Raw genomic sequence first — 26,941 nt, forward strand, 5'->3', positions numbered from 1 at the left:
TTACATGTGTAATTGATAGATACTGCCCAAAGATTAGCGGTTTTATCCCTTTATCAGAATCTTATTCTGTGTTGTATCGTATTTTATCCTGATGAGCGTCTGGTTTTCGATAACGCCTCCGTAGATTTCCCAGCCAATCTGGTCCTGGTCTCCGCAGTCCCCGTCATACTCGTACTCGCCCCCCAATTCATCAACGAGCAGGTAGTTTTGAAGGACTTCGCATCCGCCCTGCGTTTCCATGACCTTGGTAAAATCGTACTCGGTCAGCCGGCCAGGGTGAGTCTTCAGAAAAACTTCGCTGCAAACAACGTCTTTTTTCTGGGCGGGTTTTATTGCATCCTGCCAGCAGATTATCGCGCGCGATGCAAGGTCAATTGCAAGCTGCTGGGTTGTCCTCGGCTCGATTTCTTCAGTCAGTCTTGAAAATCCGCTCGGCTTGCACCAGTTCGGCTTGACGCCAATTTTTTCGGTCAGGTAGCAAAAACCGTCACTCATTGCCTGTTGGATTGTATTATTGGTAAAGGCAAGAAGAAGCGCTATTCCGACAAGCGCGATAATCATTGTCCCAACCAGGTCAAGCTCAAGGCCTTTTGCCATAATAGTCACTAATAATATTCAATAAGCAAAGTTATCGCTTGGAGTCCAGGGACTGGTGAACTAGTATCGGCTCTTCCTTCTCCAGGACATATGTGTATGAAGTCGTGATTTTGAGCGTAAGCTCTACGTCCTGGCCGGAGCTAAGGTGTGGCGGAGAAATCTTGACAATGCAGTCTCCGGTCTTTCCTCCGCGGAGCCGAGCATTCCTGCACTCGCTGGTGTCAACGCTCCCGACAAGGTTTTGCCCAAGTGACTCGACTTTGACAGAATCTATCGTAAACTCCCTTGGGTCAGAAGTGTCTCCCTGCGGGTATCCATTATCGATATTTGTAAACTTAAGCGTAACTGGAATCTTGTCGTTCGAGCCGCCCACAATGAAAACGTTATCCATCAAGACATCCACGACAATCGGCGCCCTGGAGTTTGAAATTGTCTTTGCCGTATCCGGCATAACGCCACGCTCGCGCATCCCCTTGTAGGCATCTTCAGTAAGCGCGTAAACCTTGGCGGTTGTTATGGTTGCATAATCGTAATATATCCTAACTCCAGCAGTATAGGTCTCAGTTTCCCCAATCTCCGGAACCCGGACGTTTTTCCAGGTAATTGTGCACGGGTCGCCAATCCGGTTAAGCTCCTCGTTAGGGGGGTAAAGCTGCGGCTGATTGCACCTCTGCTCGCTTGAGTAGCCAACCCAGGAAAGCCGATAGGGCTTTGCAACAACATTTTCTATGGTCGTGTCACCCAGGTTCTGAACCTTCAGGACAATGTCTATGGTATCACCGGAACTCACATAGTCATACCCTGAGCCAAAGTCAATAATAGAAAGGCCGCTTCCGTAAGTAATGGGCTCATTGTTTGAGCCACCAAAAGACGTGCAGCCGCTTGTTGCCACAACCAGGAGCATCATGAATCCAGCAAAAAAGATATTTTTCATGCTACTATTCATCATCCTCCAAGCTGGGGTTTACGGTAATCGTCTGCTTCTCTTCTATCGCATAGCTGTACTTAGAGACAATCCTTATGTCCGCCACTATTTCGTCTGTTGTACTCGAAGGCACCTCAAGCCAGAAAATGCAGTCTCCTGACGCTCCCCCCCTCATAGGTATTTCGCTTCCGCAGTTTCCTAAGTCATCAATTCTCATGCCGCCGCTTCTTTCAAGGTTCACCTCTACAGAATCAATCTGGTAGCTTCTTGCGTCCCCATCAAATGACTGAGGGTAGCCGCTAGCAGCGTTTGTAAACTTAAGGTTAACCGGAACTCTCTTTGTTCCGGAGGTTGGAATAATTATTACGCTGTCTATTGAAACGCTCACCTGAATAGGCCCATTAGTGTTCGAAATTGTCTTTGCCATTGGCACTTCGCCTCTCTCCTTAAGCCCTGCAAATTGCCTTGCGCTTATTGCAAACACTTGGGCACTTGTTTCAGTGGAATAATCATAATAGAATCGAACGCCCACAGGGAAAGTCTCCTGGGTCTGTACCTTTGGAACTCTTATGCCCCTCCAGCTTACATAGCACGGCTGGCCTTGCCTTTCAAGGTCGGATTTTGGGGGGTAAAGCTCGTCGCAGGTTCTCTCCTGGTTAAAGCCATCCCATGGAAGGTAGATTGGCTTTGCTACTACATGGTCTATTTTCCGGTCGCCCAGGTTTGTCGCCTGGGCCTCAATTGAAATGCTGTCGCCCGACATAACATAATTGTAGCTTGGGCGCACATAATCAATAGAAAGCCCCGTGCCGCCGCCAGCCCCGCCATCAGAATCAGAATTCGTACATCCGCTTAATGACACCACCAGCAGAAGAGAAAATATCAGCCAGGTGTTCTTCATAATATAACCATATCTATATATAAAAGATAAAACAATTCAAAATATCAAAATCAACTAAGGCGTGTCTACTGGCGCGCATTCCGGCTCATCGAGCGTGAAGGTCATCTTTATGTTCCACTCCATTGGCTTTCCGTCTTCACCGCCCAAAGGAATAAACTTGTGGTCTGCAAGGTAGATATTTATCGAATGAGGGTCGCCTCCCTGAAGTAAAAGAGGGCTCATGCACATCTCCTCCTGTTTCTTCCTGATGCAATCGGTGTGTGGCGATGAAAGCTCGGTTATCTTGCATTCTACGTATTCGGGGTTGTCCGGGTCAAGCTTCTTCTTGAGGTCCTCGCAGAGGTCGTCGTAAGCGATCTTAAGCTTGGTAAGCTCGTCCTCTGGGCAGTTTCCCGCCATGGAAGCAGACATTATCCTTATTGGGTTGTTCTTCTCGAACTCTTTACTGAGCACGTTGTAGAAGTGGGTGGACCTTATTGGGCCGATGTCATTAACGTTGAGGGCTCCGTTATAATTGGTCCTTACAGGGTCTGTTACCTCTATAAGCTCATCCGGAAGGCCCGAGCCAAAGTAGTTGCAGTTGAGGTGATTGCATCCCGAAAGCTCTGGAAGAGTGACTCCTACGCACTCCGGGTCCGAAACAGAGATGCCTTTTTCTGCCAATACCGGCTGCTTGTTTAGCGCCTCTACATAGGCAGTCATATACTGAAGCGAATTTGTGCCTATTGCCGCTTTAAACTCATTTGGAGTAACCGGCTGAGCGACATTGTTGCAGCACCAGTAGGTGTCGGGGTTTGTCGTGCCGCCGTTCTTCGTTATGTCCATTACCCCATTCAATGTGCTAAACCTTAAGTCCTGAAGGACCATTGATTTTGTTATCTCAAGCTTCTCCGTAGCCCTGTCCTGGTCAATCTTCTGAGAGCTGCTTTCCGCAAGCCCGGAGCCCATGGAAGACTGGTAGCTAAGAGCTCCAAGAACTCCAAGAACTCCGACCAATGCAATTATCGCAACCACTGAGTATGCCACGCCTTTCCTGTGTTTCATTAAGCTAGACATAATAGTATTCACAAGAGAATATATATAGGTAATGCCTAATGACTCTACTCTGGAACTTTAAGCGCTACTTGTTCCAGTGGTAAACATATAGCTCGACATACTTTCCAAGAACCGTGACGGGAAGTATGTTTGTCGAAGACCTTATATTCTTGCCTTTGGGAGGCACCGTTCCCGCCTCAAGGTAAGGCACTCTGTTTGGCTGGATTTCCTTGATTATCTTCTCTATTGTTTCGGCAGAATCAGAAACATCAGACAGGTCGTACATCTGCCCTTTGGTGGTATTGGACATCTCGTCCATCCACTGGGAAAGTGTTCCTCTGCTGCACGAACAGTAATTGTCGGGCACAACTACGCTCTGGCAGCCCGCCCCAGTCTTTATTGTCCCACAGGCATCGCCTCTGAATGCAAATATGTAGACGTCATCCTGAGTCGCCCTCTTAAGCCCCCTGTCAAAAAGTGTTCTTGAGCCGCCAGAAGGGCAGCCGCACTCGGTTCCGCCAGGAAGCTCATCAGAAATAGGTATCGCGACTTTTATGACATTTTCTCTCCAGCCAAATTGCCCGGGTCCCTTGTAAGGCCCCATGGCAATTGCGCACTCGAGGCCTGCGCCCCAGTCCTCATCATTTGAGCCCTGTCCTCCGCAGGGGTTTCTGCATACCATATTTTCATAATTCAAAGGCATGGCAACAACATGAAAATAATCGGTTTCCTTTGTTTCCTTTCTCACATCAAATGGAATCCAAGCGCCATTTTTCTGGATGCAGCAGCTTGGAGTCCCCAAAAGGAAAATGGTCATTTCGGCTTTCTTTCCATTAGCTCTAAGGTCATCAATGACCTGCGGCACATCGGTCACAAGGGCATATATCTGCTCGCACATCGAGGCAGACGTGTCTACAACAGCAACAATCTGGACATCCGCAGAAACATTTGGGAATGGAATTCTAAGGTACCAGTTGCCTTTTCCGTATATGGCATCAAACTTCCACTCAAGCTCTTTTTTGACATCGATTTCCCCAACGCCAGGCCCAAAGTAAATTGTGGTGTTTCCAGACTTTGCTGCTATTCCCAAAAGCTCTATCATAGTCTTTCCTGTTCGTGATTCCGTGGTGTAGAGTATAGAGTTTACTCCTGCCTTGAAGCTTTCAAGCTGCTGGCGTTCTGTCAGGTCTTTTGCGGTGTTCGTATAGTCCTTCATGGAAAAGACCCCTAAAAAGAAAAGAAGCCCAATAATAGCAACTCCAAGAACTACCATGCCAAGTATCTCAAACGTCTGTCCTTTTGCTTTCATACTCTCACAATCAGCCGGTTAGGATACTCAAAAGAGGTTGCCAGCCGGTATGTCCCCTTTGATTTTATGTCTTTCATGTCAAGTTCGCACAGGAGCTTCCTGCAGTCCTTGTTCTTTAGCCCTATGCAAAGCTCGCCCTCTGAGTAGCTTAATGGATAATCAAGCGAGATTTTGGCTGAGGACTGATTCTTGCAGGAAGACTTTCCCATCATGCAGGCCCGGTCAAGAAAGCCCGCAATCCGGTCAAGCTGGCCGTCGACAACCGTAAGGTTCAGCCGCCCAAGCCCCACCTCCTTTTCGGAATATTTTATCGCAATGGGCATAATGTAGCTCATCTTGTTATCATAATATTCCCTGGAAAAGTTTCCCCTCCCAAAGGTCCAAGTCTTCCCAACCCTTGAGCCAAGGTCAGTCATCACAATCTCGCTTACTTCCACCCGAAAGCCAAAGTCATAGTTCCTTGCGCACATCGGCTCTATTCCCTGATACTCCAATGAAAAGCTGTCAAGCTTCTTTACGTCAACTATGTTTGCATAGGCGCTTTCGCCTGTCGGAAGCTGGTAAGCCAGGCAATCCTCAGAGTTGGCAAGAATCAAGAGAACATCCGTTGCCGCGCTTCTAAGCTCCAGGTCCCGCTGGGCTTTCTCTTTCTTTACTTCCGACGAGTTCAGGAACATTAGCAAAAAGAGAAGCAGAACAATCATCATCAGCATCGTAAACGGCTTTACGGTAAAACTCATCTGGCCCTTTATTCTCGTCATCCTATCAATCTTCGCCATCATGCTAATATACGCACTTCTCTACCCCTATCATCTGGCACATTCCTTTCGGGTTTTCACGGTTAAGTATGCAGGAAGGGTCAACCTTGCAATTAAGCTTCCTTATTCCACTTTGAGGGAATGCGTAGCCCGTATCATCATCAACTTTTCCTCCAAAGCCATATATCGAAGGGTCAATCTGCGGGTATGCCCCATAGTCATTGTAGGCGATGCACATGTGGTCGCACCATTGGGTTCCTTCAAACGGCTTTATCTCATGCCAGGTAGCATCAAACCAAAGCCACTTCTTTTCGTTTCCTTTGCATGCAGAAAGAGTCAGGTGGTCGGGAAGGTCCGGGTCACAGAAGTATATGACATAAGCGTGCCTGAACTGCGGGTTTACCGAGCTTGAAAGAGTTGCATAAACATCATAGGGTGGGACGCCAAGAGTCCTTAAAATGGAAAGCATTGCAACTGCGTGGTCTCCGCAAAAGCCAATCCCATCGCAAAGCGGACCTACATAGTCAACGCTTCCGCACCTGCCACAGGAGTCAGCGCAGCAGGTCGAATCGGTAAGGTTGTATTGCTCATTTGCCTCTATGGTCTTGCTTGCATTTTGGACGAAGCTTCCGTCCTCTGCAGGGGTGCATTTTCCTTGTGAGTTCCTTATTGTCGAGTACCTTGAGCCATCAAATGCAAAGCCAAGAGGATGCGGGGAGAGCAGGTCTTTTTCGACCTGCTTTATGTCCCATCCCCTCCGGTCAAGATACCGGATGACCGATTCAGAACAAATCTCAATTGCGCCATCTGTCCAGTAGACCTTATCATTCTGCCAGTTGGTTGGGTCTGTGTCGTAAAAGGCAGGAGACTTATCAAAATTATCGCTCTTATTCACCCTCACAGGGCAATAGCATCCGGGGGAACTGGCGCATGGGCCAGCCGAGTTGAATTGGCAACAGTCGGGGTCGCAAATCTCGGTATTGCCCTTGCAGTCGGGGTCGCAGTTTCCAGCAGCAAGAAGCTCCAGAGCGAGGTTCTCTGAAGTGTTATCTGGAGGGACGGCAAAGCTAGGCACATCTTTTACCGGAAGGCAGATGCCATCTCCTTCCCGAGTTTGCTTCCGGTCATTGACATAAGGGCAACCCGGGTGAAGCGAGCAGTCGGGGTCACAGTAATAATAATCGTCACTGGCTCCGGCATTGGACCAGCCGCCCGTCGTGTATCCGGTTCTCCAAAGGCAGTCAACCTGGTCGCAGATTCCGTCAACAGTCCTGTCGCATACAAGGTCAGAGGTCCTTATCAGCTGGGTTTCCTTATTTTTTATCTGCGAAGCTGTGCAGTCAAGCGGGCAGGTATATGAATTCTCCCAATTCAGGGAGCTATCAACAGCAGAAAAGGCGGGAAGTGTGAATCCTACCCCCTGAACTCCCTCAAGAGTCAGCAGGTCTTTTACTAACGGCGAAACCTCGCACTCGCCGTTGCCGCAACAGGCGGGCTTCGTGATGTCGCTTGCGTCAGCGCAGGTTTTTGTCCCTGGGCAGCAGACTTCAGGAATGTCCTTTGTGCAGCAGGAGAGGGCTATGCAGCTTTCCCCCACAAGGGCGCACTTGTCCTCGCAGTCCTCGTCAAGGTTGCAGTCGGGGTCGCATACGTTATTCGTGGCATTGCAGTCAAGGTCGCAGATTCCGTCAGAAGTCATTCTCAACGCCTCCCCAACCATCTTTTCATAGCAGCCACTGTAGCAAATTCCATCTGCTTCGTCCTCGAACTTATCGCCATCGGAGTCCTTCGGCTTGCAGGCGGGGTCGCATACCCCTTCAAACCCTGCGGTCCCATTATACCTCTTGAAGCAATCCAGGTCACAGGCGGTTTTGTTCACATTCGCGCAGTCAGGATCGCAGATTCCATCCTCCACCCCGTCCTGTATGCAGTCCGTGTCGCATATCAGGTCATTTTCATTTGAATAGCAGTCGGGGTCGCATGAGCTATCCCCGCTTTTGGCGCAGTACTTGCTGCAAAAGTAGTCGGGTTCCTCCGTTTTGCAGTCGGGGTCGCACTTGAAGTCAAGAAGGCAGGCAGGGTCGCACACACCATCATTGAACCGGCAGATGCATTCTCTTGGGACGATGGTAATCTTCCGGTCATCCCTGTTCTTGACAAAGCACAATCCTTTTGGGTTCTCAAAAAAATATGGGCCCGAATGAATCAGCCCGGAAAAAGTCTTGCTTGCGGTTCCCTTGTCGTAAATGACCGTCACAATCTTGTTGTCAACCGTCAGGTTTACATTGACGCCTTCAGGAAGCTGGTAATAAGTCTGCTGGGAACCGGCAAGAGCTGCCGTCCGGTCTATTGCGTAAACAACATCACGTGCTATCGGCTCGATAGAGGAGGCATATGTATTTTCAGAAGACTGGGCAAAAATTCCCCTTACAACCAGAACTATGAGCACAAAGGACAGCAGCAGGGCAATAACATTTATCATGCTTTCTGAAAGTGCTGCATCGCCCTTCTTAAGCCCCATAAATACAGTAATATAACTATTTGTAAAGAATCTGTATTATGGAGTTGACATATTCTCCGGGCCAGAAAAACCGGAGCTTTCCCACTATCATGATACTTGCACTGCAAGCCATTATTGCCGGCTTGCTGTTTTCACTGCCCGCATACGCAACAAATATAAGCTCCTGCTCAATCATAAGCGCCCCAGGAAACTACACTCTTGTAGACAACATAACGCTCACGACAGGCCAAAACTGCATCGAGGTAAATATACGAGATGTAGTAATTGACTGCGCCGGAAACGCAATTGCAGGAAGCGGTAGCTCGGGCACTTCAGGAGTTTACGCAAGCAAGGACGGATTCATCCTGAGAAACTGCACAATTACAAATTTCCATAACGGCCTCCGCATGGAGGGGTCAAACAATGGCCTTGTCGAAAATTCCAGGATAATTGGAAACTACCGCGGAATTACCCTTTCGTATTCGGAAAACAATGCTATCTCCAACACGCTGCTTATCCAGAACAACATCGGGGTGCAAATTTCCTTTTCCGAGAGAAACCGCTTCTACAACAATCTCCTGAATAACACCAACAACACGGTCTTTATTGGAACAAACGAGAACACCTGGTATTCCAGCAAGGAAAAAGGCAAGAGGATATACTCTCCCGGAACTTATATTGGCGGAAACTACTGGTCAAACCCCGGTGGCGGACCCTCAGATTCCTGTAATGATGCAAACCGCGATGGGTTCTGCGATGAGCCGTACGAAATGGACCCTCAGAATAGGGACTCATTTCCACTAAGCAACAGGTACCTTTCCGACACCGTGCCTCCAACGATTATAATTAATTCCCCGAAAACAAACCAGATTGTAGACAATACCACAATAACCATATCGATTACCGCAAATGATGCCGTTTATGCTTATACCAACCTCTCGATAATGCAGGGAAACGAAACCGTAAAGAGTGCAGTCAGCACCAAGAACGGCACCTTTGAGGAAGACTTAAAAGTAAATAAGGGCGGCTATTACAACATAACCGCAACCGCCTACGACATGGACGGAAACAGCGCATCAAGCACTGTCTACAACATCCTTACCCCTCTGGAAGTCACCTCCTGCTCAGACTTGAATGTTGCAGGGGAAAAATACACCGTCGAAAATACTATAACCCACACGAGCGGAAGCATATGCCTCAACATCCAGGCAGACAACATCATTCTCGACTGCAAAAACCGGGCAATAACCGGAAAGGAAGCCGCATATAAGACCTACGGCATTTCGCTTAACGGCAGGAAAAACGTCACCATAAAAAACTGCATTGTTTCTGAGTGGGACTACGGAATATTTTCACAGTTCTCTACAGGCAACCACATCAACAACAACCTTGTCCTCAAAAACAGAAATACCGGGATATACCTTTATTCCTCTGGCGGAAACGAAATCCAGGGAAATGTCATTGGCAATAATACCATGGGCATACGGCTCTATTCTTCTTCCGACAACAGGATATACAACAATGTATTTAGCAACGAAAAAGAAGCTGGGTTTGAAGGGGAAACGCTGAAAAATTATTGGAACGTCGAAAAGAAAGAAGGCCTCAGAGTAACTTCAAAGGGCAGCAAAATTGGAGGAAACTTCTGGTCGGGAAAAGGAAACGATTACTCCATAGCATGCACTGACAAAGACACTGACGGGTTCTGCGATGAGCCCTATGATGTCGGGTATGGAAGCCAAAATTCCGGCACTGGGTTCTTCCTGAAAGATATTATAACAGGCCTGTTTTTGACGCTCAGTGTTTTTGGCCCGCCTCCCGAAAGCAATAACATAGATTATCTTCCCCTGAGCGATGAGTTTGCGCCAGATGTTACGCCGCCTGCCACAAATATCACAATAACGCTTCCAAATGGGAAAGCTTATAACTCAAGCCAGTGGATAAGCGAAAATTATGTAAATGTAACCGCCTACTGCTCAGACGGGTACGGCTCAGGATGCAAGAGAATTCTCTACTGCATAGACCGTTATGGAAACTGCACTCCTGAAACAACCTACAAGGAACCGTTCAAGATAGAGCCGGACAAAAACCTGACCGAGCAAATATACCTCAGGTACTATAGCGTGGATAAGGAAGACAACAACGAAACAATAAAGATTGCAATGATAAGAAGCTTGTCATCCAGCCAGAAAGTCGTGATATCAAGCCCGCTTGAAGGCGACCAGTTCAACTCAACAAACATAACCCTGTCGGGAACTGTCCTGAGGGAAAACGAGCACAACACAACCCAGATTAACATATACAATTCAAGCGGAAACGTTACGCGCACAGTAACCATAACTGCAAACGGCACATTTGAACGTAACCTGACGCTACCCGGAGAAGGCACATACCTTGCAGAGGTAATTTTCAGAAGCATCTATGGCTTTAACACCACAGAAAGTGAATTCAGCATAATTGTAGACCTGACCCCTCCGACAATCAGCTTCAAGCTAAACAAGGAGAAGGTATTTGAAGGCGAAACAATAATCGGAACGTGCAATGCGCAGGACAATTTTAAGGGGTCATTTCAGGGAACAATTACCGGGATAAATACCTCATCAGAAGGCGCAAAAAGCGCAACCTGCATAGCAATCGATGATGCCGGAAACATAGCACGGGAAACGCTGGATTATCTGGTAGAAGAGAAAGTATGCACCAAGGGCGAGAAAAAATGCGCGTCAAATGTCCTCTACCTATGCGAAGATAATGCCTGGACCGAAAAAGAAACCTGCGAGTACGGCTGCGATGCCAAGAACAAAGTATGCATCAGTGCTCCAAAGAATAATTCAAAAAATGGAACCATTGACCCCAGAGATGATGACCCAAATCAGGATGATGGCGATAAAGAACTAAACCCCACCGTAGTTGCAACAAGCGCATTCCTTCTGCTGTTCATTGTCGGAGTTATGGCATTCCTTTACTTCAAGATTTTCCAAAAGCCGACCTATGACTTTGACAAGAAGCTTGCATTCCTTGAAGCAAGGGTGAGAGAAGCCGAAAGCAAGGGAAAAGACACAACAAATGTAAGAAGCGAACTAGAGATGGCCGAGCAGGAAGTCAGCATGGGGCTTTTCGAAATGGCAGGCCCAAGAATAAAAGCCCTTGAAAAAGACCTTAAACGGCTGAAGTAAGCGCACCCTAAACAGACAAGCATTTCTCAGCTATCACTTTATTAGTGTTTCTGCTGTAACAAGCACTGAATGCTCACCGGTCTTGTTTATCGAAAGACGATAATTATATGTGGGATTGCTTCCCATTATGCGGGCAATCCTGCTGGAAAGAGTAGTCTTCATCGAGGGTGTCCCTATATACGTAAAGTTAAGGTCGCACCGCGATTCCCAACATTTCTTTGGAAGGTTTGTATCTGTATAAGCAAGTTGGTAGCAAAAAAAGTTTCCAATCGCGGACTTATTTTCCGAAATCATAACAGAAACTTTGTCTGGAGCAGGAATCATATCCGCCTTTGCGACATAAACCGCCTTGATATTTTCTGGAAGGGAGATATCGTATATCTCATAAGCGCCAGTTCCTTTACTAACACACATAGACCGGAGGCTATTCTGTAGGTTAGTGACCTCATCAAGAATGAGCCGGTCGGAAACACTCTGAATCTGGCCGCTTATGAGAACATATCCTGCAAAAAAAATCATCAGCCCGAACAAGACGCTCCCAACAACCCATATCCACGAAGCCATTCCTTTGGCAATGCCTTTCATGATGCTAGTAGCCACCATACTCGGGTGGGCTCGGTCCGGAAAAACTCTCTGCAGAAGGAGCAGAATCCTTTCTGCGCTTTAATCGCCACATTAGTAAAATAGCCAGGATTATTACTAGGAAGATTATTCCAATCACCCAATAATTGGTTTCCTGTGTTTCGCCATTCTCTATGTCTGGAGCGTCTTCACCACTCTCTGGACCGATCTCTAAAGATGACCCGGGGTTTTCAGAAACTATGCAGGCAGGAGAGTACATTGAAACGTCAAGATTCGCCAGAGTACTATTCTGCTCATCATAAATTTTTATCATGGAAGCGTCCCTAAAATAGGGCACAATAAGGGTCTTGTTGAAGCTTTCGACGAAATAAGGGCTTCCCGGGTCTTCGCCTTCCCTTGGCGGAGGCGGGAATATGATCTGATTAGTGCCATACCTGAAGGAATAAAGCACTTCCCCCGAGCAGGAGATGACTTCACAGGTGTGCCCCGACTCCGGCTGAATAAGCCGTTCCGGGAAATACCCTCTGCCAAGCTTAACCGCTGAATAATCCAGCTCGCCCTGGCTGTAGTGAATATCCACGACATAAATCGTCCCAAAAGCCCCCTGTACAGGGGCAAAACACACCAAAAAAGCAAATAAAGCCCCAAATATCCACGACCCCATAACCTTAAACTCAATTTCCATAGTAATCTAGCTGGCTCTCTATCTGAGCCAGGCAAACCGAACAAAAGCCATACCCTAGGTCCTTCATTATGCAGGAGTCGCTTGGCCGGTACCAGTTCGTATAGGAACATTCCCTGATGCAATCCATGCCCTGCCCCTCCCAGTCAGTGCAGGAAGGGCTCTCGTCGCAGTTGGGCGCCTCTTCAGGCATGCTTGTCGGCTGCCCATAGGAGTACTCGTCATAAAGCTTTCCAAAAGCGTGCCCAAACTCATGCACTGCTGCTTTTGTCTCGCTTCTCGCGACCACAGAAATTCCTTCCGTAATATATCCTCCCCCACCATAGGTCTCGCTGTCAAAGAGAACAATAATCTGGTCAGACGGACACCTCATGGCAAAAGTCTTTGTTTTTGGAACGTCACAGCAGATGAGCCGTGCAATGCCGGCGCAATTATAGTAGCACCCCAGGTCCCCGGAAAGATTGACCATATAGACATTTATCTTATTCACATTTTCCTTAAACGGGGAATATGAGAGCAGGGACTCAGTGTGGTTTTGGACATCGCTTCTGAATTTAGACAGGTCTACATAGCCATGCCCGACAAAAACCACATTCAGGTTGCTTGATGAAGGACCTGTATGAATAAGGGGGATGCAATATTCCCCAACGGTTTCATTGCCTGCAGAATCTGCAACCCTGAACTCCACCCTTGCCTCAGAAGACCTGCCGAAAGCATCATCTACCTTCAAAGTTGCTGTGTGAATTCCCAGGTCCATGCTGGATACCTCAATGACCGATTTGTTTCCCAGGTGCTTTCCGTCCAGTTCCCAGCCATAATTGTAAGGTGCTTTTCCGCCAGAAATCCACGCCTTAAACGTAATCGTTTCGTCCATTCCATATTGCGTCCCATTCACGGGAAGAGATATGAGGGCGGTCACATTTCCGGCACTGGAGGTATTTCCTCCGGTATTGCCGTTATCTGAAGAGAATACATTAAGGTCCCTTACCGATATATACCTTCCATCTGCAACGTAGGAGATTTCCACAAGCGCATCCTTCGCGCCTACAGACCACTTGAGCTTGTCCTGGTCATCATACGATTCTGATGTGCAAAAGCTGCAGTTGCCTGTGGAGCAGATATTATTCGGAATCTGCTTGCAATCAAGCTGCTGAGTAACAGTCCTTTCGGTGAAATTCCCTGTCGCATTGACGATTATTTCTGCGCAAATGTCTGAGGAAGGGTCAAGCCCGCCGCGATGGTTTTCCCAGCAAAGCTCTATCTCTTCAGCAAGCCGTTTTGAGACATGGCTTGTGTCTCCAAACAAAACATCATCCGCACTCGTGTCAAAAACCCCGGAATACCTTGCGATGAAATAAAACATAATCGCCCCAATTACAAGCGCTATTATAAGGTACATATAATCCGTAAGCGTGTCCAGTGCGCCCTTCATCTTAGCCAATAAGGACTATCTCAGTCACGCTTTCGTCTTCAGCAACGCCAACGTGCCGGGCAACCCCATCTCCAACAACTGTGACCTTAACAAGCTTAATCAGCTTTCCGTACGAAGATTTTACCCCCTCCACTTCGGTTGCTTCAATGTCAATGCCCTGGTCGACTATATACTGGCTTGCAAGCTCAATTGCCCGCTCATCCGACAAAGCCATTTCCGCATACTCACATGCGTGGCTTTCCTCATCGCATACCTCACCAGGCATGAAGCACTCACAGTCAAGGCAGCAGTTGTCAGGCCCCTCATAAAGCTCACACTTGCCGTTTCCGCAAACAGAGATCACGCAGTCCTTTTCCACATCAGAGCAGTAAGCTCCTTCGCTGCAGGTGCAGTCCCCCGGAGTATTTACGCAGTTTTCGCCAAAGGATTTCTCACAGATTCCGTTTACGGCTGCCTTCTTGGTCTCTGTGGCATTGGTCTGGACAACGGTATCGTTCTTCACAGGTTCCTGGGTCTGAGTGGATTCGTCCACGCAAAGCTTTTGCGCCTCAGAGCATATCTTGCTGCCTGTGCATTTACAGTCCTCAGAAGTAACGCAGTTTTCCCCATATTCTTTCTGGCAAATCCCATCACCCTCATGGCTTTCAGGAGAATCAGACCCGCCCGAGAAAAATATGAAATAAATCATGACCAGCACCACAAGGCCAATGACTACATAGATGACCTTGGTATAATCTTTCGAGCCGCTTTGGGCTTGACTAGATGCCTCTGGAGTTGGCATTGAAGGATAATCTTCGTATTGATTTATCAAAGTACCCATAATAGAGACCAAGGAATATATATTATATCTGACACTGCAGAAGTATATGGTAGCTCGTGCTCCAAGCAAGCACTATCTATAGCGCAAGTGCCAAAAACAGAAGCCGCCAGATTATGCGCTAAACCCCTTCTTTATCTTCAGCGTTGGGTCTCCAAGCAGGCAGTTGATGTGGTAGTGGTACATCTGGCCATAAGGACAGTTATACTTTGGGAAATATGCGTTTTTGCCTTCCCTGTAGGCATCCCCAATCCGGACGCCCTCCTTAAAGCGTAATGCAATCTCAACATACAAAGAGCCAATGGAATTGTCTCCACCCAAGACATAGCAACTTCCGAGGGAGCCCAGATTGTTATCTGTGCTTCCGAAAAAAACCGCGCCTCCATTCTTAAGGAAAGTCATTGCAATCGAGTCTGAAGTTGTTTGCTTCAGCGCAAGGTGCGCCCCGCCACAGGCCATAGTCATCCAGACTGTATTCTTGACACTTATGCCATTGACAAAGCTTGGGCCTACATTAAAGCCCCCTCCATAATAAAGATCCTCTCTCGCCGGGCCAGGACCATGTGCAAGAATCATGACAAAGCCCTTGTTGCTTGTGCTTGATGGGCCAAGATTTCCACAGCATCCGCTGCAGGCCTGGCATGAGGAGCCATAAACGGCCGAGCAAAAACACTTGCCGGAGTTCCATTGTCGATTGTCGAGACCACCACAACCCATAATCGGCGAAACCTTATTGGATAAGGATACGCCGCCAGACTTGTGAAGCCCTATTGCAGTATCAAGGGCATTCAGGATTACGTCCATATCTCCCTTCGCTGGATCAGGGAACCTTCCAACAGAAATATCCATCAAGTACTTTCCGCCATCCCCATTGTCGCTTATGTCACCATATGGGGCGTCAGAGCCGGTCGAGGCAACTGAAGTCTGAGGGAACCTTGCATGGCCTCCAATAATTATCAGGTACTTCGAATCAAGCTGCTTTATCAGGGGAACCGTCGTCGCCCGGATGTTTCTCCAGTCCTTGGGGCTAGTGACTTTCTTTCCGCAGATATCTTCAACTTCATCGCTGTCAAGGTATAAAAACATTGAGCCGAGGCCATCTGAAGAAAGGGCGGACCGGAAGTCCTCAATCTTGTCCTCAAGCCGGCTTATGTCCCCTTCAGAATAAACCCCCATATTGGCCTTGATTGCGACAATCAGGACGTCCGCTCTGTCAACACATTCTCCCTCATCCTCGCTCCACATGTAGCCCAATGGACAGCAGTGGCCTCCCGTACAGGAAAGACCTGAGGAATTATCACACTGGCTGGAGCAGGCGCACTTTTCTCCCTCCTTCAGCCCCATTTCCGTAGAGCATCCATAGGAATTTCCAAGTGAGGCATATGAAGGGCAGCATACCATCCCTAAGTTTTCGCAGGTCACTCCTTGTGCAGGGCAATCCTTGCTGCAGGTTTTGCAGTCCTCCATCGCTTCCACAGAACACTTTCCATTGCCGCAGCATTCCGTAAGGTTATTGAAGCCCTGAAAGCCCTTGGGGCAGTCGGAGTCATTGTCTTCCCTCTCACAACTCATAGAGCAAAATCCGTTGCACGTCTTGTCGCAGACATAGCAGGCACTCGACAAAAGGCCGCCGGGGTTTCCATCAGACTCGACGCCATCGCAGTCAGGGTCGCACATAGTCAGGTTCTCCGCGCAGTCCGGATCACAGACTCCGTCCACAACACCCATGCTGTCCGGGTCACAAATCCCGTCAGGCGAATTCACGTTCTGCCAGGCGCAGTCCGGGTCGTATGCCCTCTGCGGGTCAAAAAAGTTATTGTAGCAGTCAAGGTCACAGATTCCGTCCATGTCGACGCCCGATATATTTCCATTCCCATCCGAGTCAACGCAGTCGATGTCACAGGGTGTGCCATCACCGGTGCCCTCCTGGTAGCAAAGGGGGTCGCATACCCCCTCCATATAAGAGCACATAACTTCACAATTGTCATCATAAGGGTCGCATCCTTCTTCAGTAACCGTAATTATAATATCACCCTGCGGCGCTCCCTCAAACTTAAGCTCAAGCTTGTCCCACATTTTTATCGGGTAATTTCCCGGATTGCCCCGGATTATTACTGCCCCAATTCCAATCGGCTCAAGGTCACGCCGGTAGAATATCTGGCTGGCATTTCGCCCAAGCTCCATGCTCTTCATAAGGACAGCTATATCCTCTTTGGTAAGCGAAAAGCTGGTCTGGACACTTGTCTGGTTTGATGAGCATTTTCCGTCATACATTGCCTGAAGAATCGCTTCCATATCCTTTTGCGCTACCAGTTTACCATTGTATTCCTGGCAAATATCATAGCTTTTCCCGAATGCTATCGAGCCAGCTGCCTCCCTAAAAACAGAAGCAAACTTTTCGATAGGGGATCCGATTGCTTCGGAGCCAACAGAAGTAAGAAATCCGATTGAAACCGCAATAGAAACAAGGACTATGAGCATCAAAGCAACAGACTCAAGCTCCATAATATATCGAACCAATATCCAAATATAAGTACTAGCAAGACCTTAAGCCGGACCTAAATAATCTCCAGGCGATGGTCAAATGCATTGTACTTGACAATTATTGTTACCTCTTCACCGGAAATGTCGCCAATCTTCCACAGGAGGCGATTTGAAGCTCCACAGTCCGTTCCCGACTTCTCCACATCCAAGAAATTGTTTGGGATTGTATCGCAAAGCCCCCTTTCCTCGAGAAGTGAAGTAAACGTTTCTTCCGTTATAGTTCCGCTTACCTCCCAGACAAAAAGCTCATAGCAGGTGTAAGTCATTCCGCCCATCCCCTCGTCATTATTTTCCCAGCACTCCTCTGCATACTGCAGGAGCGTGGCATCGTCAAGAGGGTACTGGAGTTCCTGCCTTGCCGAAGTGTGCTTAAGTCCGCACTGGTCAAGTGATGGCTTCAGGTGGTGAGGAATTGGAAGGGCTGAAATTGCATTGCCTATGCCGCAAAAAGTGTTTCCGGTTGCGCCCGGGAGCATGCCCTCTATTATCAGCAAAAAGAAAGCAACGGCAAACAGGGCAACGATAAGCTCAGCTATTGTTTTAAATGCAAGCTCCACCATAACTTAACAGCATTTTATTAGTCTCTAGATTATCTGTCAGCTAACAAAAACCTGCCTTCCGGTGTTGAGATACTCTATCCTTAGGTGGTCTCTTGACAGGTTGGAAGGAAGGTAGACCTTCTCTTGGAGCTCAATCCGCAAGAGCTGCCTTATCTCAAGAGGGCTTGCAGAAAGTCCTATTTCAGAGCCAGATGTCAGAAGGTAGCAAACTGTATCCTCCCGCTGGCTTTCCGGAACCTTCAAAATAGCATCATAGCAGTTTTCAACATACCCTGCAATATCCCCGCTCGAAAAAGATTTCTCCTGAATAATTTTTGGAAATTCCTGGACTCTGCCAGAAGGGTTTAAAAGATTCTGAATGCGGCCCTTGAGGTCGTTATGCCCTACTATGAAATATGCATTCACTATACCTGCAACAGCAACAAGAACTAAAAAAAGAATCACCGTTTCCCGGGTAAGTTCACACTTCATAGTTTAGCTTACAATTATTTCATCCCCCAATTCCTTGAACTCTATCTTAAGGTGTGTTTGCGTCAGGTCTGTTTTGAAGTGCAAGTCTTGCCTAATCTTTGCCGAAACTGCACTCCTTATCGCATCGACACTTGTAAAGCCGGAAAAATCGGAATCTGCCAGAAGGACATAGCAAACAGTATCCTTTTGCTCAACCTCTTCTACCTCTGTCAGGGCATCATAGCAGCTTTCTATATACTGGGCGATGCCTCCTGGAGAAAAAGTGCTTTGCTCATATGTTTTTGGAAAGTCTGTCTGCAGCTTTTTCTTGTCGGGTCCAAAAAGGTCTTTTACCGCGTTTTTCGAGTCGCCAGAAAACCTCATGAAAAGCCCTATTACGATTGCCGCAACAACAAGTATTATCAGAAATTTGACAACCATGTCCAGCGCCAATTCGCCTTTCATAATCTAAAGGCCTTTTTTAAAATTAGTTTAGACATCATTTGCCTGCAATGGCCTGGTTCGAGTAAACCGCCTTCCTGACGCCGCCTGCGTGATAAGTCACTTTAGCAATGTTAAACTGGTAAGTGCCGCCAAGCCCGACTTTTGGAACTATCGTGTAGGTAAATACTCTGGCTTCCCTCGGCTGGATGCTTGGAATCTTCCAGACAATCTTGATATCGTCGCCTTTCCTGTAAAAACCCACCGGCTCGACTCCCGAAAAGCGGCGCTTTATCCTGAAAATCGGCTGGACGAAGTCCTCAATGGTAAGGTCCCGGATTTCGCGCCAGGAACGGTTTGTAACCTCAAGGCAGATTCTTATCTCAGTGTCACTTTTTATGTGTACGATTTTTCCCATGACGCTTTTTTTGACCTCCACTTCAGTCCTGAGTATCATGGCAAGCAGCACAACTAGGCAGATAGCCACGAAAAAGCCGATAAAGATGAGGTGGTAATTGTACTGGTGGGTAAATGTCCTGGTCTGCCCTCCTGAGACGGAAAGTTCCCAGATATATTTTGTAACTCCGCCCTCCCGCACCTTTGTAAACGGCTCTGAAGAGCTTATAAGCGGCTCAAGGTAGCTTTCTGTCTCCAGCTCGTAAATTTTGGTTTCAGTGCCCCTTCCGTTGTTGACCAGTGTCACGGTTGTAACAGATGCGAGCAGGGAATCTTTGGTTTCCTCGTAGACCTGAAGCTTCGAGCCATATTGCCAGTAGTATGATTCCTGGCCAGAAAAAAGTGCAGTTTCATCCTTGCGGACAGCATAGCTCATCGAGTAGGTTCCTGTCCCCAGCCCCTCAAAATCCGGAAGGTTGCTAAAGGAATCCCTTCCCGGGCCAATAAGTTCAGTAAACTCTTCAATTGGGGTGTTATTCAGGGAAAGAACCGCTTCAAGGGCAAGCCCCTCTGTGGTGTAAACGTCCAGCTTAAAGCCATTCTGGTCAAACTTTGCCCCCAGAAGCTCGCTTTTCGGCTCTTCCGGGACATTAAGCTTAGTCACTTCCAAAAGAATATGGCGGCTCAAGTTGTCCAGCCGGGAAGTTGCCATGATATCGAGGGCATATATGTCAGGCGCCACACTAAGGTCGGGGGCAGCCACAATGCTAACCTCCCTCATTTCGCCCGGCTCAAGGACAACCTGGGAATCGGTTATAAATACCCATACAAACCAGCCCTTTACGAAAAGCGAGTAAACAACCGGAGAATCGGACGGATTTGCCAGAGTAACCTTGAAAGAGGTGCTCTTTAGAGGATCCACCTTTACCCAGCTTTCACTATCCTCAGCAATGCAAGGGACTATCAGGATGAAAGAAACCGCCAGCAAAAGTATAAGGTAAGCCCTAAACTCCATTAATAATTATAGGCAAACGATATATATTTGGCAATCTGGCGCATTTTTCCGGCAACTTCCCGGAAAAAGGTAATAATGCCTTATTAATTTTTGAATGCCCTATAATTTAATGAGAGCTTGAGTAACCTAACTCAAGCAATGAAGTAGCTAGAGTAAAATCAGCTATGGAACAGGAGGAGCAAAACGAGGAGCGATTAAACCCCGCAGAATTCTGGTTGATCCTGCCAGAGGTCACTGCTATTAGAATCCGACTAAGCCATGCGAGTACTATGGTCCTTTCGGGGGTTGTAGTGCGGACTGCTCAGTAACACATAGCTAACCTGCCCTTAGGCCTTTCATAATCCCGGGAAACTGGGGATAAAGGGAGATAGGATTGGGGTTCTGGAAAGAGCCAATTTGAACTAAGGATGGGGCTATGACTGATTAGGTTGTTGTTTTGGGGTAATGGCCCAACAAGCCGATAATCAGTACCGGTGGTGAGAGCTAGAGCCGGGAGATGGATTCTGAGACATGAATCCAGGCCCTACGGGGCGCAGCAGGCGCGTAACCTTTGCAATGTACGCAAGTGCGACAGGGGGAATCTAAGTGCTTAGCAGCAATGTTAAGCTTTTGCCAACACCAAAGCCGTTGGCGAATAAGTGGTGGGTAAGACGGGTGGCAGCCGCCGCGGTAATACCCGCGCCACAAGTGGTGACCGCTATTATTGGGTTTAAAGCATCCGTAGCCGGTCCAAATCAGTCTCTGATTAAATCTCCTATTAACTGGGAGGCCGTTAGAGATACTATTGGACTAGGAACCAGGAGAGGTCTGGGGTACTTTTGGGGTAAGGGTGAAATCTGTTGATCCCAAAGGGACCACCGATGGCGAAGGCACCAGACTAGAATGGCTTCGACGGTGAGGGATGAAAGCGTGGGGAGCGATCGGGATTAGATACCCCGGTAGTCCACGCTGTAAACGATGCCCGCTTGGCGTGAGTTGGTTTGTAGGGACCGGCTCGTGCCGTAGAGAAATCGATAAGCGGGCCACCTGGGGAGTACGCTCGCAAGAGTGAAACTTAAAGGAATTGGCGGGGGAGCACATAAGGGGTGCGGCGTGCGGTTTAATTGGACTCAACACCGAGAATCTTACCAAGGGAGACAGCAGGATGACGGTCAGCCCAAAGGGCTTACCCGACAAGCTGAGAGGAGTTGCATGGCTGTCGTCAGCTCGTGCCGTGAGGTGTCCAGTTAAGTCTGGCAACGAGCGAGATCTACGCTGTTAGTTACCACCGGAAGGGGTACTCTAACAGGACCGCCAGCGCAAGCTGGAGGAAGGAGTAGGCAACGGCAAGTCAGTATAGCCCGAATCTCTTGGGCTACACGCGCGCAACATTGGTTGGGACAGTGAGTTGCAACACCGTAAGGTGAAGCCAATCCCTAAACCCAACCCAGGTTCAGATTGAGGGTTGAAACTCACCCTCATGACGGCGGAATCCCTAGTAATCGAACGTCATCATCGTTCGACGAATGTATCCCTGCTCCTTGCACACACTGCCCATCAAGCCATCTGAATAGGGTCTCGAGAGAGATTTTCTGGTCATTCGGAATCTCAATCTTAGGCTTTGTAAGGAGGGCTAAGTTGTAACAAGGTAGCCGTACGGGAACGTGCGGCTGGATCACCTCAATTTAAGTACAATGTGGTCACACAACAAGTGTGCACAGCTTAAACTCCTGTTCCATAGCTTTCTAGACTAATTGGCTTACTCGTAAGTATCTGCCGCTGGAAGTATATTATGCCAACCTGGAATTCAATATTCAAAACCCAAAAAGACATCTTGAACGACCCAATTCCGGAAATGAAGAACGTTATTGAAATTCTGAAGAAAATGAATGCCAGAAAAGTCCTGGACCTTGGGTGTGGCTCAGGAAGGCACACCATCCTGCTGGCAAAGAAAGGCTTTGAGGTGTACGGGCTGGATAATGCTAAAGAAGGTCTGGCGCTTACCAGAAAGAAGCTAAAGGCGCTTGGCTTAAAGGCAAAGCTCAAAAATTGGGATTGCTACAAACCCTTCCCCTACAGGGACGGATTCTTTGATGCAGTGGTTTCAACGCAAACGATAAACCACAACTACCGCAAAAAGGTGCAGGGCTGCATCTCTGAAATGAAGAGGGTCCTCAGTCCCGGAGGGCTTATCTTCGTGACAGTTGCCTCACGGCGCCGGCTATCTCCAAGGGCGGGCCTGCCTGGAAAGTTCAAGACCGTGGCGCCTAACACCTACATTCCGCTGGACGGCCACGAAAAGGGAATTCCCCACTTAATCTACACAAAGGCGCTTTTAAGGCAGGACTTTAAGGGCTTTGAAATACTTGAGGCCTGCAAAGACCTGGAAAGGAGAAAGTACTGCCTTTTTGGAAGAAAACCAAAGGAGTAAGCGCATTACATATGTAACCGCCAGCCCTTTTAAAAAGTATATATCTATAAAGTTATAAAAATATGGCGAAAAAATACCTTGGCGGGCGTAAGGATATTCGTGGATTCCAGCCACATAAATGTGAAGATAAAAGCAGAGCTGGAAACCCAGAAGCAGGCGCGCCTCAGTGGAAAAAGAGGCCTGCCGGAAGGCCTGAACATGGAAGGATATGTTCCCAAATTATTGATGGAACCAACACTCTAGTATATGGTGTAACCTTGGATCGCCCATATAATGCCTCCAATGATCTTAGGAGAATCGCCACAGGCCCACTGAGAGCCAGCGTAATGCTTGCAAGACCTGCTAAAACCGATGAGGAAATGGTTTCTTATGCCCAGGTCTTGAAACCTGAATCAAAAACCCCTTACTGGACTCGGGCAGCTGTCGACTTTACTGGACGAGGTGCTAATGAAAAGGTTAGCATAAGACCGGATTACACCCAAGCGTTAGTATTGGAGGGGCCAAGAATCTATCTGGGAGACCTAGGTTCAGTTAACGTAGAGGGAGGCTCTTACAAACTCAATCCAAATGCAGGAGTTTGGGTAAGAACCATATAAGATAGCACTATAACGCCAAAAATAACCAAAAACCAAAATAGCAATTACTCCTCCTTTATCTCCTCGAATTCCTTTCTTCCTTCCTCAAGCTCCTTTTCCTGCTCCTTGTCTTTCTCGAGAAGAAGTGCCTGGAATTCGCCTACATGCGTTTTTTCCTCCTTTGCGATGTCCAGGAGAAGCTTCTTCAATAGGGCGTCTTCAGCCATTGCCGCCATCTGCTCGTAAAGGTTTATTGCATCGAGCTCGGCGATAACGCCTGCCCTGAGGATTTCCTTGTCAATTTCACTTCTCTTCGCCTTTGCCAAATCAATCGGGATTTGCGATAGCATAACCTATTTTCTACTAGGAATATTAAGCAACACTGAAGAAAAGAAGAGTTTCAGATAATTTCATGATACCCCAAAGCAGAAGTAATCGTAAAAGGAGGCATACTCTTAAAAATCAAGGGCTCCCTTTTATGCACCTCAAAGCTTAAAAGAACTATCTTCCAGGTAACCGCTTGTGCCGATTTACCTCAAATTACTTTCCTGTCGCCTTGAATGCGAAAAGAAGGCCAACGAGGACAATTCCCATCACAATCAGCGTGGAAAAGTAGTTCTGCGGGTTGTCTATCGTTATCGCGGCGATTGGCTGCACAGGGTACGTCACATAGAACAAAAGCGCAAAAATAAGCACGGTAAAGCCCATCACAGCGAAGTTATCCTTAGTTGTTATTGCAAGGAATGCTAGCCCACCGACAAGAAGGAATATTGCAAGAGTGAGCGGCTCTGTGCCGACAATTGCGCCCAAAATGAATATAGAAAATAGTATCGCAAGAACGCCCATAAGCTGATAGTTTGTTCCCTTCATAGTTGTCACCTAATTGTAATATCAATTAAAAGTATAAATAGTTTTATTCAAAATTACACCCAAAGCAAGGATAACCTCAATTAGGGCCTTTCCAAGCCAACTTTTGCAATCATGTCTGCGCCCTTCTTGGTTAGAATCCTGCCCATCCTCTTTGTCTTGGACTTCTCGACAAGACCGCTGTTTTCGAGCTGTATCAGGATTGTCCTTATAAGCTTTCTTGAGCCGCGGAAAAATTTGTCTGTCCTCGAACCCCGGTTCTTCCTTCCGCCATAGTGGTTGGCCAGCCGCTCTGTCCCGATAGGGCCGTTTATGTAAACTTTCCTCAATATGGAGGCAGACCTTATGTACCACCAGCCGTCATCCTGGGGCACCCTTTCCCGGGAAACTCCTGTCCTTATGAATCTTGCCCACTCTGGCATCTCGACAATCTTCTCACTCTTCAGTTTTTTCGACAATTCCGCCAGTTTCAGGTTCATTTCTTCCATATTTCTTATAAGGGTAACGCTTAATATTATTACACCTAAAACATTTTATAGCCATCATCCCGGTCTGGCTGGTTAACCTTATGCTGCTCGTAAGCCCGGGGATAAGGATGGAGTCACACTTCTTGCAGAATTTGCGCTTTAGGTCCCTTGGAATCGGCTCCTGGACCTTCATCGAGATTTTCCTTGCAATCCCTATATACCGCCTGGAACGCTCAGGGTTTCCCCTCTTTGCCTCCTCTTCAGCCAAGCAAAAGAGGGTTTTTATCCTGGCAAGCGCGATTTCTTTTTTCGAGAGCATAATTTAGTAAATCTCTAGCCATTAAGCATGGCCCGTTCTCCGTAAAGATTAGCTCCAGGGACTGAACAACTGCTGATTCATCTCTCTATCAACAGCTTTTCGAACTGACGCATCTAGCACCTTAAGTTCGCTTATGAGGGGCTCTAGAGGTTTGACTATCCTTTGCTTATAGCCCATTCTTATTAATGCTTCCTCAGCAGAAAGCCCTTTTCCTCTTAATTCATAGTACTCGGGAAATCTTGAATACATAATCTCAGTCACAATTTCCCTGGAAACTGAATCTTTAGTGGGTAGAATCTTCCACGGTTCGGGCACACGGGTCTCACAAAGACAGCACCCCCCTCCATTAGAAACCATTCCCCGTGCAAGTTCAGCCGCAGTCCCTCTTATCAGCGGGTGATGTACCTGCAATGCCTCGGTATGGCTCTCAAGACCATGATAGTGTTTTGCAGAGCAGGTTCCTCCTGCATTCTTGATTTCACCCGCCCTCAAGCCAGTGATTGCTTCATAGATACTGGTTTTATAGGTCATCCTGCAGAGGGAAGGTCTATCTCCCCCATCACAGAGTTCCGTATATTTCGGAACATATACCCCCCGTTTAGCTGCCCAGCACCCAAGAGACATCTTCAACTCACCCCTAAGTCATACAGGAACACCCGACAGGGCTGCGACTTCAGGAACTATTGGAAGGGCTGCTAGGTCCGAAGAATATGGCCTTGGGCCTGCGGATTTAGGCGCTATGTTAAAGCCCTCAAGCCCCTCCCTTTTCCAGTGCCGGTACAGTATATAAATCATGCAGATGTTTGTCAGCGCAAGAACCGGATCGTAGTAAGGAAGAGTTGAAGTTCCGGTCAATGCCACATCGGAAAGCCCCATAAATGAATAAGGAGCCCCGACAAGGGCTGTAGCTGCCGCTGCGTATTCTGCCTTGCCTCCGGGGGTTTCATTTCTAAAGCCCCTAGCGACATCGCCAATAAGCGATTTCGCGTCCGATACTAAGTTTTCTGCTTCCACCATAGTTACCACCTAAATATAGTAGGTTATATGCCTATATATGCTTTTCTATTGTTAAGGATATATTGGAAACAATACCCTTTGGAGGGAAACCTTAGCGAATCGACTCCTTTAGCCCTTTTTCGAACTTCAAGCGAAAGTCCTTGTTTTTCTGGAGCTTCTCGTCAGCAAGCTTCAGGAGGTAAACCAGGTATTCCTTTGGCACAAGAGGCCTGCCGCCCTCCATTACCGGAACCGCCATGGAGGGTGTCCCGTTAAGCTCAAGGACGTACCTTTCCGGCTTGAAGACAAACACACCCGAGTGTTTCAGCCCACACTTTATGCCAAGGTCCAGCATCCTTGTCGCCTCGGTCAGGGTCCTTGATGCGATGTGTATTATGAAGGGCTCCTGCTTAAGCCACACCCTGCCGCCAAGGCCCTCCGGGCTTGCATTCAGGAAGTCGTCAGGGTTTACCTTCTCGTGCTCCTTTACTATAAACTCATTGTCCACCTTCCTCTTTCCAAACTCATGAAGGAAAATAACTCTTCCTGAGCAGCTTGAAGTCGTATAGTAGTCAGTGAGGGAATTTATGTAGTTAATCATCTCGATAATGGGTCTATCCACCTTGCCCTCTTCAAGCGCCAGGGAATATTTTTTCATCGCCTTTAGCTTATCATTTCTAAATCCCATAATTATGGGAAAGGTTGCAAATATTATTTCAGTTTTGAACCTTTCTCTTGGCGTTCTCGCGATAAGGTTTGCCTTTTTTGGTGAACTCTACACCTCTGCAGTCCTGCTTCTCCTGGCCGTTGTTGCTGACGTTCTTGACGGAAAGGTCGCAAGAGGCGAAAAAAAGACGGAACTGGGAAAGCAGCTTGACTCTCTTTCCGATATGATATCGTTTGGTGCAGCCCCCGCAGTAATCCTCATGGCCTACCTTCCTTTCGAGCTGTTCTTTATCCCGCTTCTTATAGCAATTGCAGGAGAACTTCGGCTTGCAAGATACAATGTGACAAACCAGAGCAAGGCCTTCATCGGCCTTCCGATTACCTTCAACGGGCTTTTTGTGCCCATCCTGATTTTTGGAGGGCTTACCAGCCCCCTTGCGGTAATCGCATACTCGCTAATTGTTTCTATACTGATGGTTTCGACGGTCAGGATTAAAAGGATAATTTAGCCGAAAAAACTGGTTCTC

Annotated in this window: 27 protein-coding genes and 1 rRNA gene; 5 read left to right on the forward strand and 23 right to left on the reverse strand. The window is 47.7% G+C overall.

Going from position 1 to position 26,941, the window contains the following annotated elements:
- Nucleotides 1–42 precede the first annotated feature (42 nt).
- From JW727_01245 to JW727_01275, 7 genes are all read right to left on the reverse strand, one after another.
- Entirely contained in the window at nt 43–597 is a 555-nt protein-coding gene (locus JW727_01245) for a hypothetical protein (GenBank protein ID MBN2094649.1), read from the reverse strand.
- Between the two features lie 31 nt (nt 598–628).
- Complete coding sequence (locus JW727_01250) at nt 629–1,531, reverse strand: hypothetical protein (GenBank protein MBN2094650.1); 903 nt, start codon at nt 1,529–1,531, stop codon at nt 629–631.
- A gap of 4 nt (nt 1,532–1,535) precedes the next feature.
- Nucleotides 1,536–2,423, reverse strand: coding sequence for a hypothetical protein (locus tag JW727_01255; GenBank protein MBN2094651.1), 888 nt, complete (start codon nt 2,421–2,423; stop codon nt 1,536–1,538).
- A gap of 54 nt (nt 2,424–2,477) precedes the next feature.
- Nucleotides 2,478–3,467 (reverse strand): hypothetical protein, encoded by a 990-nt coding sequence (locus tag JW727_01260; GenBank protein ID MBN2094652.1) that lies wholly within the window; start codon nt 3,465–3,467, stop codon nt 2,478–2,480.
- A gap of 76 nt (nt 3,468–3,543) precedes the next feature.
- Entirely contained in the window at nt 3,544–4,767 is a 1,224-nt protein-coding gene (locus JW727_01265; protein ID MBN2094653.1) for a hypothetical protein, read from the reverse strand.
- Nucleotides 4,764–5,549 (reverse strand): hypothetical protein, encoded by a 786-nt coding sequence (locus JW727_01270; protein MBN2094654.1) that lies wholly within the window; start codon nt 5,547–5,549, stop codon nt 4,764–4,766. The genes JW727_01265 and JW727_01270 overlap by 4 nt, the downstream gene beginning before the upstream one ends.
- A 1-nt stretch (nt 5,550) precedes the next feature.
- Nucleotides 5,551–8,046, reverse strand: a complete 2,496-nt coding sequence (locus tag JW727_01275) for a transglutaminase family protein (protein MBN2094655.1) — start codon at nt 8,044–8,046, stop codon at nt 5,551–5,553.
- Between the two features lie 38 nt (nt 8,047–8,084).
- On the opposite strand from JW727_01275, the gene JW727_01280 reads away from it, so the two are divergent.
- The gene (locus JW727_01280; GenBank protein ID MBN2094656.1) at nt 8,085–11,195 is read left to right on the forward strand and encodes a right-handed parallel beta-helix repeat-containing protein; all 3,111 of its coding nucleotides are present in this window, start codon (nt 8,085–8,087) and stop codon (nt 11,193–11,195) included.
- A 33-nt stretch (nt 11,196–11,228) separates the two neighbouring features.
- Here the strand turns inward: JW727_01280 and JW727_01285 are convergent, their stop codons facing one another.
- From JW727_01285 to JW727_01325, 9 genes are all read right to left on the reverse strand, one after another.
- Nucleotides 11,229–11,798, reverse strand: coding sequence for a hypothetical protein (locus JW727_01285; protein ID MBN2094657.1), 570 nt, complete (start codon nt 11,796–11,798; stop codon nt 11,229–11,231).
- Nucleotides 11,785–12,462 (reverse strand): hypothetical protein, encoded by a 678-nt coding sequence (locus JW727_01290; GenBank protein MBN2094658.1) that lies wholly within the window; start codon nt 12,460–12,462, stop codon nt 11,785–11,787. Before JW727_01290 ends, JW727_01285 begins: the two co-directional genes overlap by 14 nt.
- Complete coding sequence (locus JW727_01295; GenBank protein MBN2094659.1) at nt 12,452–13,891, reverse strand: hypothetical protein; 1,440 nt, start codon at nt 13,889–13,891, stop codon at nt 12,452–12,454. The genes JW727_01290 and JW727_01295 overlap by 11 nt, the downstream gene beginning before the upstream one ends.
- A 1-nt stretch (nt 13,892) precedes the next feature.
- A complete protein-coding gene (locus JW727_01300) occupies nt 13,893–14,711 on the reverse strand; it encodes a hypothetical protein (protein MBN2094660.1) in 819 nt (272 codons plus the stop codon).
- Between the two features lie 111 nt (nt 14,712–14,822).
- Entirely contained in the window at nt 14,823–17,213 is a 2,391-nt protein-coding gene (locus JW727_01305; GenBank protein MBN2094661.1) for a hypothetical protein, read from the reverse strand.
- Nucleotides 17,214–17,266: 53 nt separating this feature from the next.
- The gene (locus JW727_01310; GenBank protein ID MBN2094662.1) at nt 17,267–17,812 is read right to left on the reverse strand and encodes a hypothetical protein; all 546 of its coding nucleotides are present in this window, start codon (nt 17,810–17,812) and stop codon (nt 17,267–17,269) included.
- 36 nt (nt 17,813–17,848) lie between these two features.
- Nucleotides 17,849–18,283, reverse strand: coding sequence for a hypothetical protein (locus JW727_01315; GenBank protein MBN2094663.1), 435 nt, complete (start codon nt 18,281–18,283; stop codon nt 17,849–17,851).
- Nucleotides 18,284–18,286: 3 nt separating this feature from the next.
- A complete protein-coding gene (locus tag JW727_01320) occupies nt 18,287–18,727 on the reverse strand; it encodes a hypothetical protein (GenBank protein ID MBN2094664.1) in 441 nt (146 codons plus the stop codon).
- A gap of 34 nt (nt 18,728–18,761) precedes the next feature.
- Entirely contained in the window at nt 18,762–20,114 is a 1,353-nt protein-coding gene (locus JW727_01325) for a hypothetical protein (GenBank protein MBN2094665.1), read from the reverse strand.
- A 208-nt stretch (nt 20,115–20,322) separates the two neighbouring features.
- Between JW727_01325 and JW727_01330 the strand changes: the two genes are divergently transcribed.
- The 3 genes from JW727_01330 to JW727_01340 all read left to right on the forward strand — a co-directional run bounded on the left by JW727_01330 (nt 20,323) and on the right by JW727_01340 (nt 23,120).
- A 16S ribosomal RNA gene (locus JW727_01330) occupies nt 20,323–21,777 on the forward strand.
- Nucleotides 21,778–21,885: 108 nt separating this feature from the next.
- Nucleotides 21,886–22,524: a class I SAM-dependent methyltransferase gene (locus JW727_01335; protein MBN2094666.1), complete on the forward strand. Its 639-nt coding sequence runs from the start codon at nt 21,886–21,888 to the stop codon at nt 22,522–22,524.
- A gap of 62 nt (nt 22,525–22,586) precedes the next feature.
- A complete protein-coding gene (locus JW727_01340) occupies nt 22,587–23,120 on the forward strand; it encodes a hypothetical protein (protein MBN2094667.1) in 534 nt (177 codons plus the stop codon).
- A 44-nt stretch (nt 23,121–23,164) separates the two neighbouring features.
- On the opposite strand, the gene JW727_01345 is transcribed toward JW727_01340, so the two are convergent.
- The 7 genes from JW727_01345 to JW727_01375 all read right to left on the reverse strand — a co-directional run bounded on the left by JW727_01345 (nt 23,165) and on the right by JW727_01375 (nt 26,436).
- A complete protein-coding gene (locus JW727_01345) occupies nt 23,165–23,449 on the reverse strand; it encodes a rubrerythrin (protein MBN2094668.1) in 285 nt (94 codons plus the stop codon).
- 190 nt (nt 23,450–23,639) lie between these two features.
- Nucleotides 23,640–23,969 (reverse strand): hypothetical protein, encoded by a 330-nt coding sequence (locus JW727_01350; protein ID MBN2094669.1) that lies wholly within the window; start codon nt 23,967–23,969, stop codon nt 23,640–23,642.
- A gap of 80 nt (nt 23,970–24,049) precedes the next feature.
- Entirely contained in the window at nt 24,050–24,454 is a 405-nt protein-coding gene (locus tag JW727_01355; GenBank protein MBN2094670.1) for a 40S ribosomal protein S19, read from the reverse strand.
- The gene (locus tag JW727_01360) at nt 24,402–24,752 is read right to left on the reverse strand and encodes a hypothetical protein (GenBank protein ID MBN2094671.1); all 351 of its coding nucleotides are present in this window, start codon (nt 24,750–24,752) and stop codon (nt 24,402–24,404) included. Before JW727_01360 ends, JW727_01355 begins: the two co-directional genes overlap by 53 nt.
- Before the next feature lie 48 nt (nt 24,753–24,800).
- Nucleotides 24,801–25,376: a hypothetical protein gene (locus tag JW727_01365; protein MBN2094672.1), complete on the reverse strand. Its 576-nt coding sequence runs from the start codon at nt 25,374–25,376 to the stop codon at nt 24,801–24,803.
- An 18-nt stretch (nt 25,377–25,394) separates the two neighbouring features.
- The gene (locus JW727_01370; GenBank protein MBN2094673.1) at nt 25,395–25,769 is read right to left on the reverse strand and encodes a hypothetical protein; all 375 of its coding nucleotides are present in this window, start codon (nt 25,767–25,769) and stop codon (nt 25,395–25,397) included.
- A gap of 91 nt (nt 25,770–25,860) precedes the next feature.
- Nucleotides 25,861–26,436 (reverse strand): hypothetical protein, encoded by a 576-nt coding sequence (locus JW727_01375; protein MBN2094674.1) that lies wholly within the window; start codon nt 26,434–26,436, stop codon nt 25,861–25,863.
- A 4-nt stretch (nt 26,437–26,440) separates the two neighbouring features.
- On the opposite strand from JW727_01375, the gene pssA reads away from it, so the two are divergent.
- A complete protein-coding gene (gene pssA / locus JW727_01380; protein ID MBN2094675.1) occupies nt 26,441–26,923 on the forward strand; it encodes a CDP-diacylglycerol--serine O-phosphatidyltransferase in 483 nt (160 codons plus the stop codon).
- The last annotated feature ends 18 nt before the right edge of the window (nt 26,924–26,941 follow it).

This window comes from Candidatus Aenigmatarchaeota archaeon (assembly GCA_016932615.1).
Classification (GTDB): domain Archaea; phylum Aenigmatarchaeota; class Aenigmatarchaeia; order QMZS01; family QMZS01; genus JAFGCN01.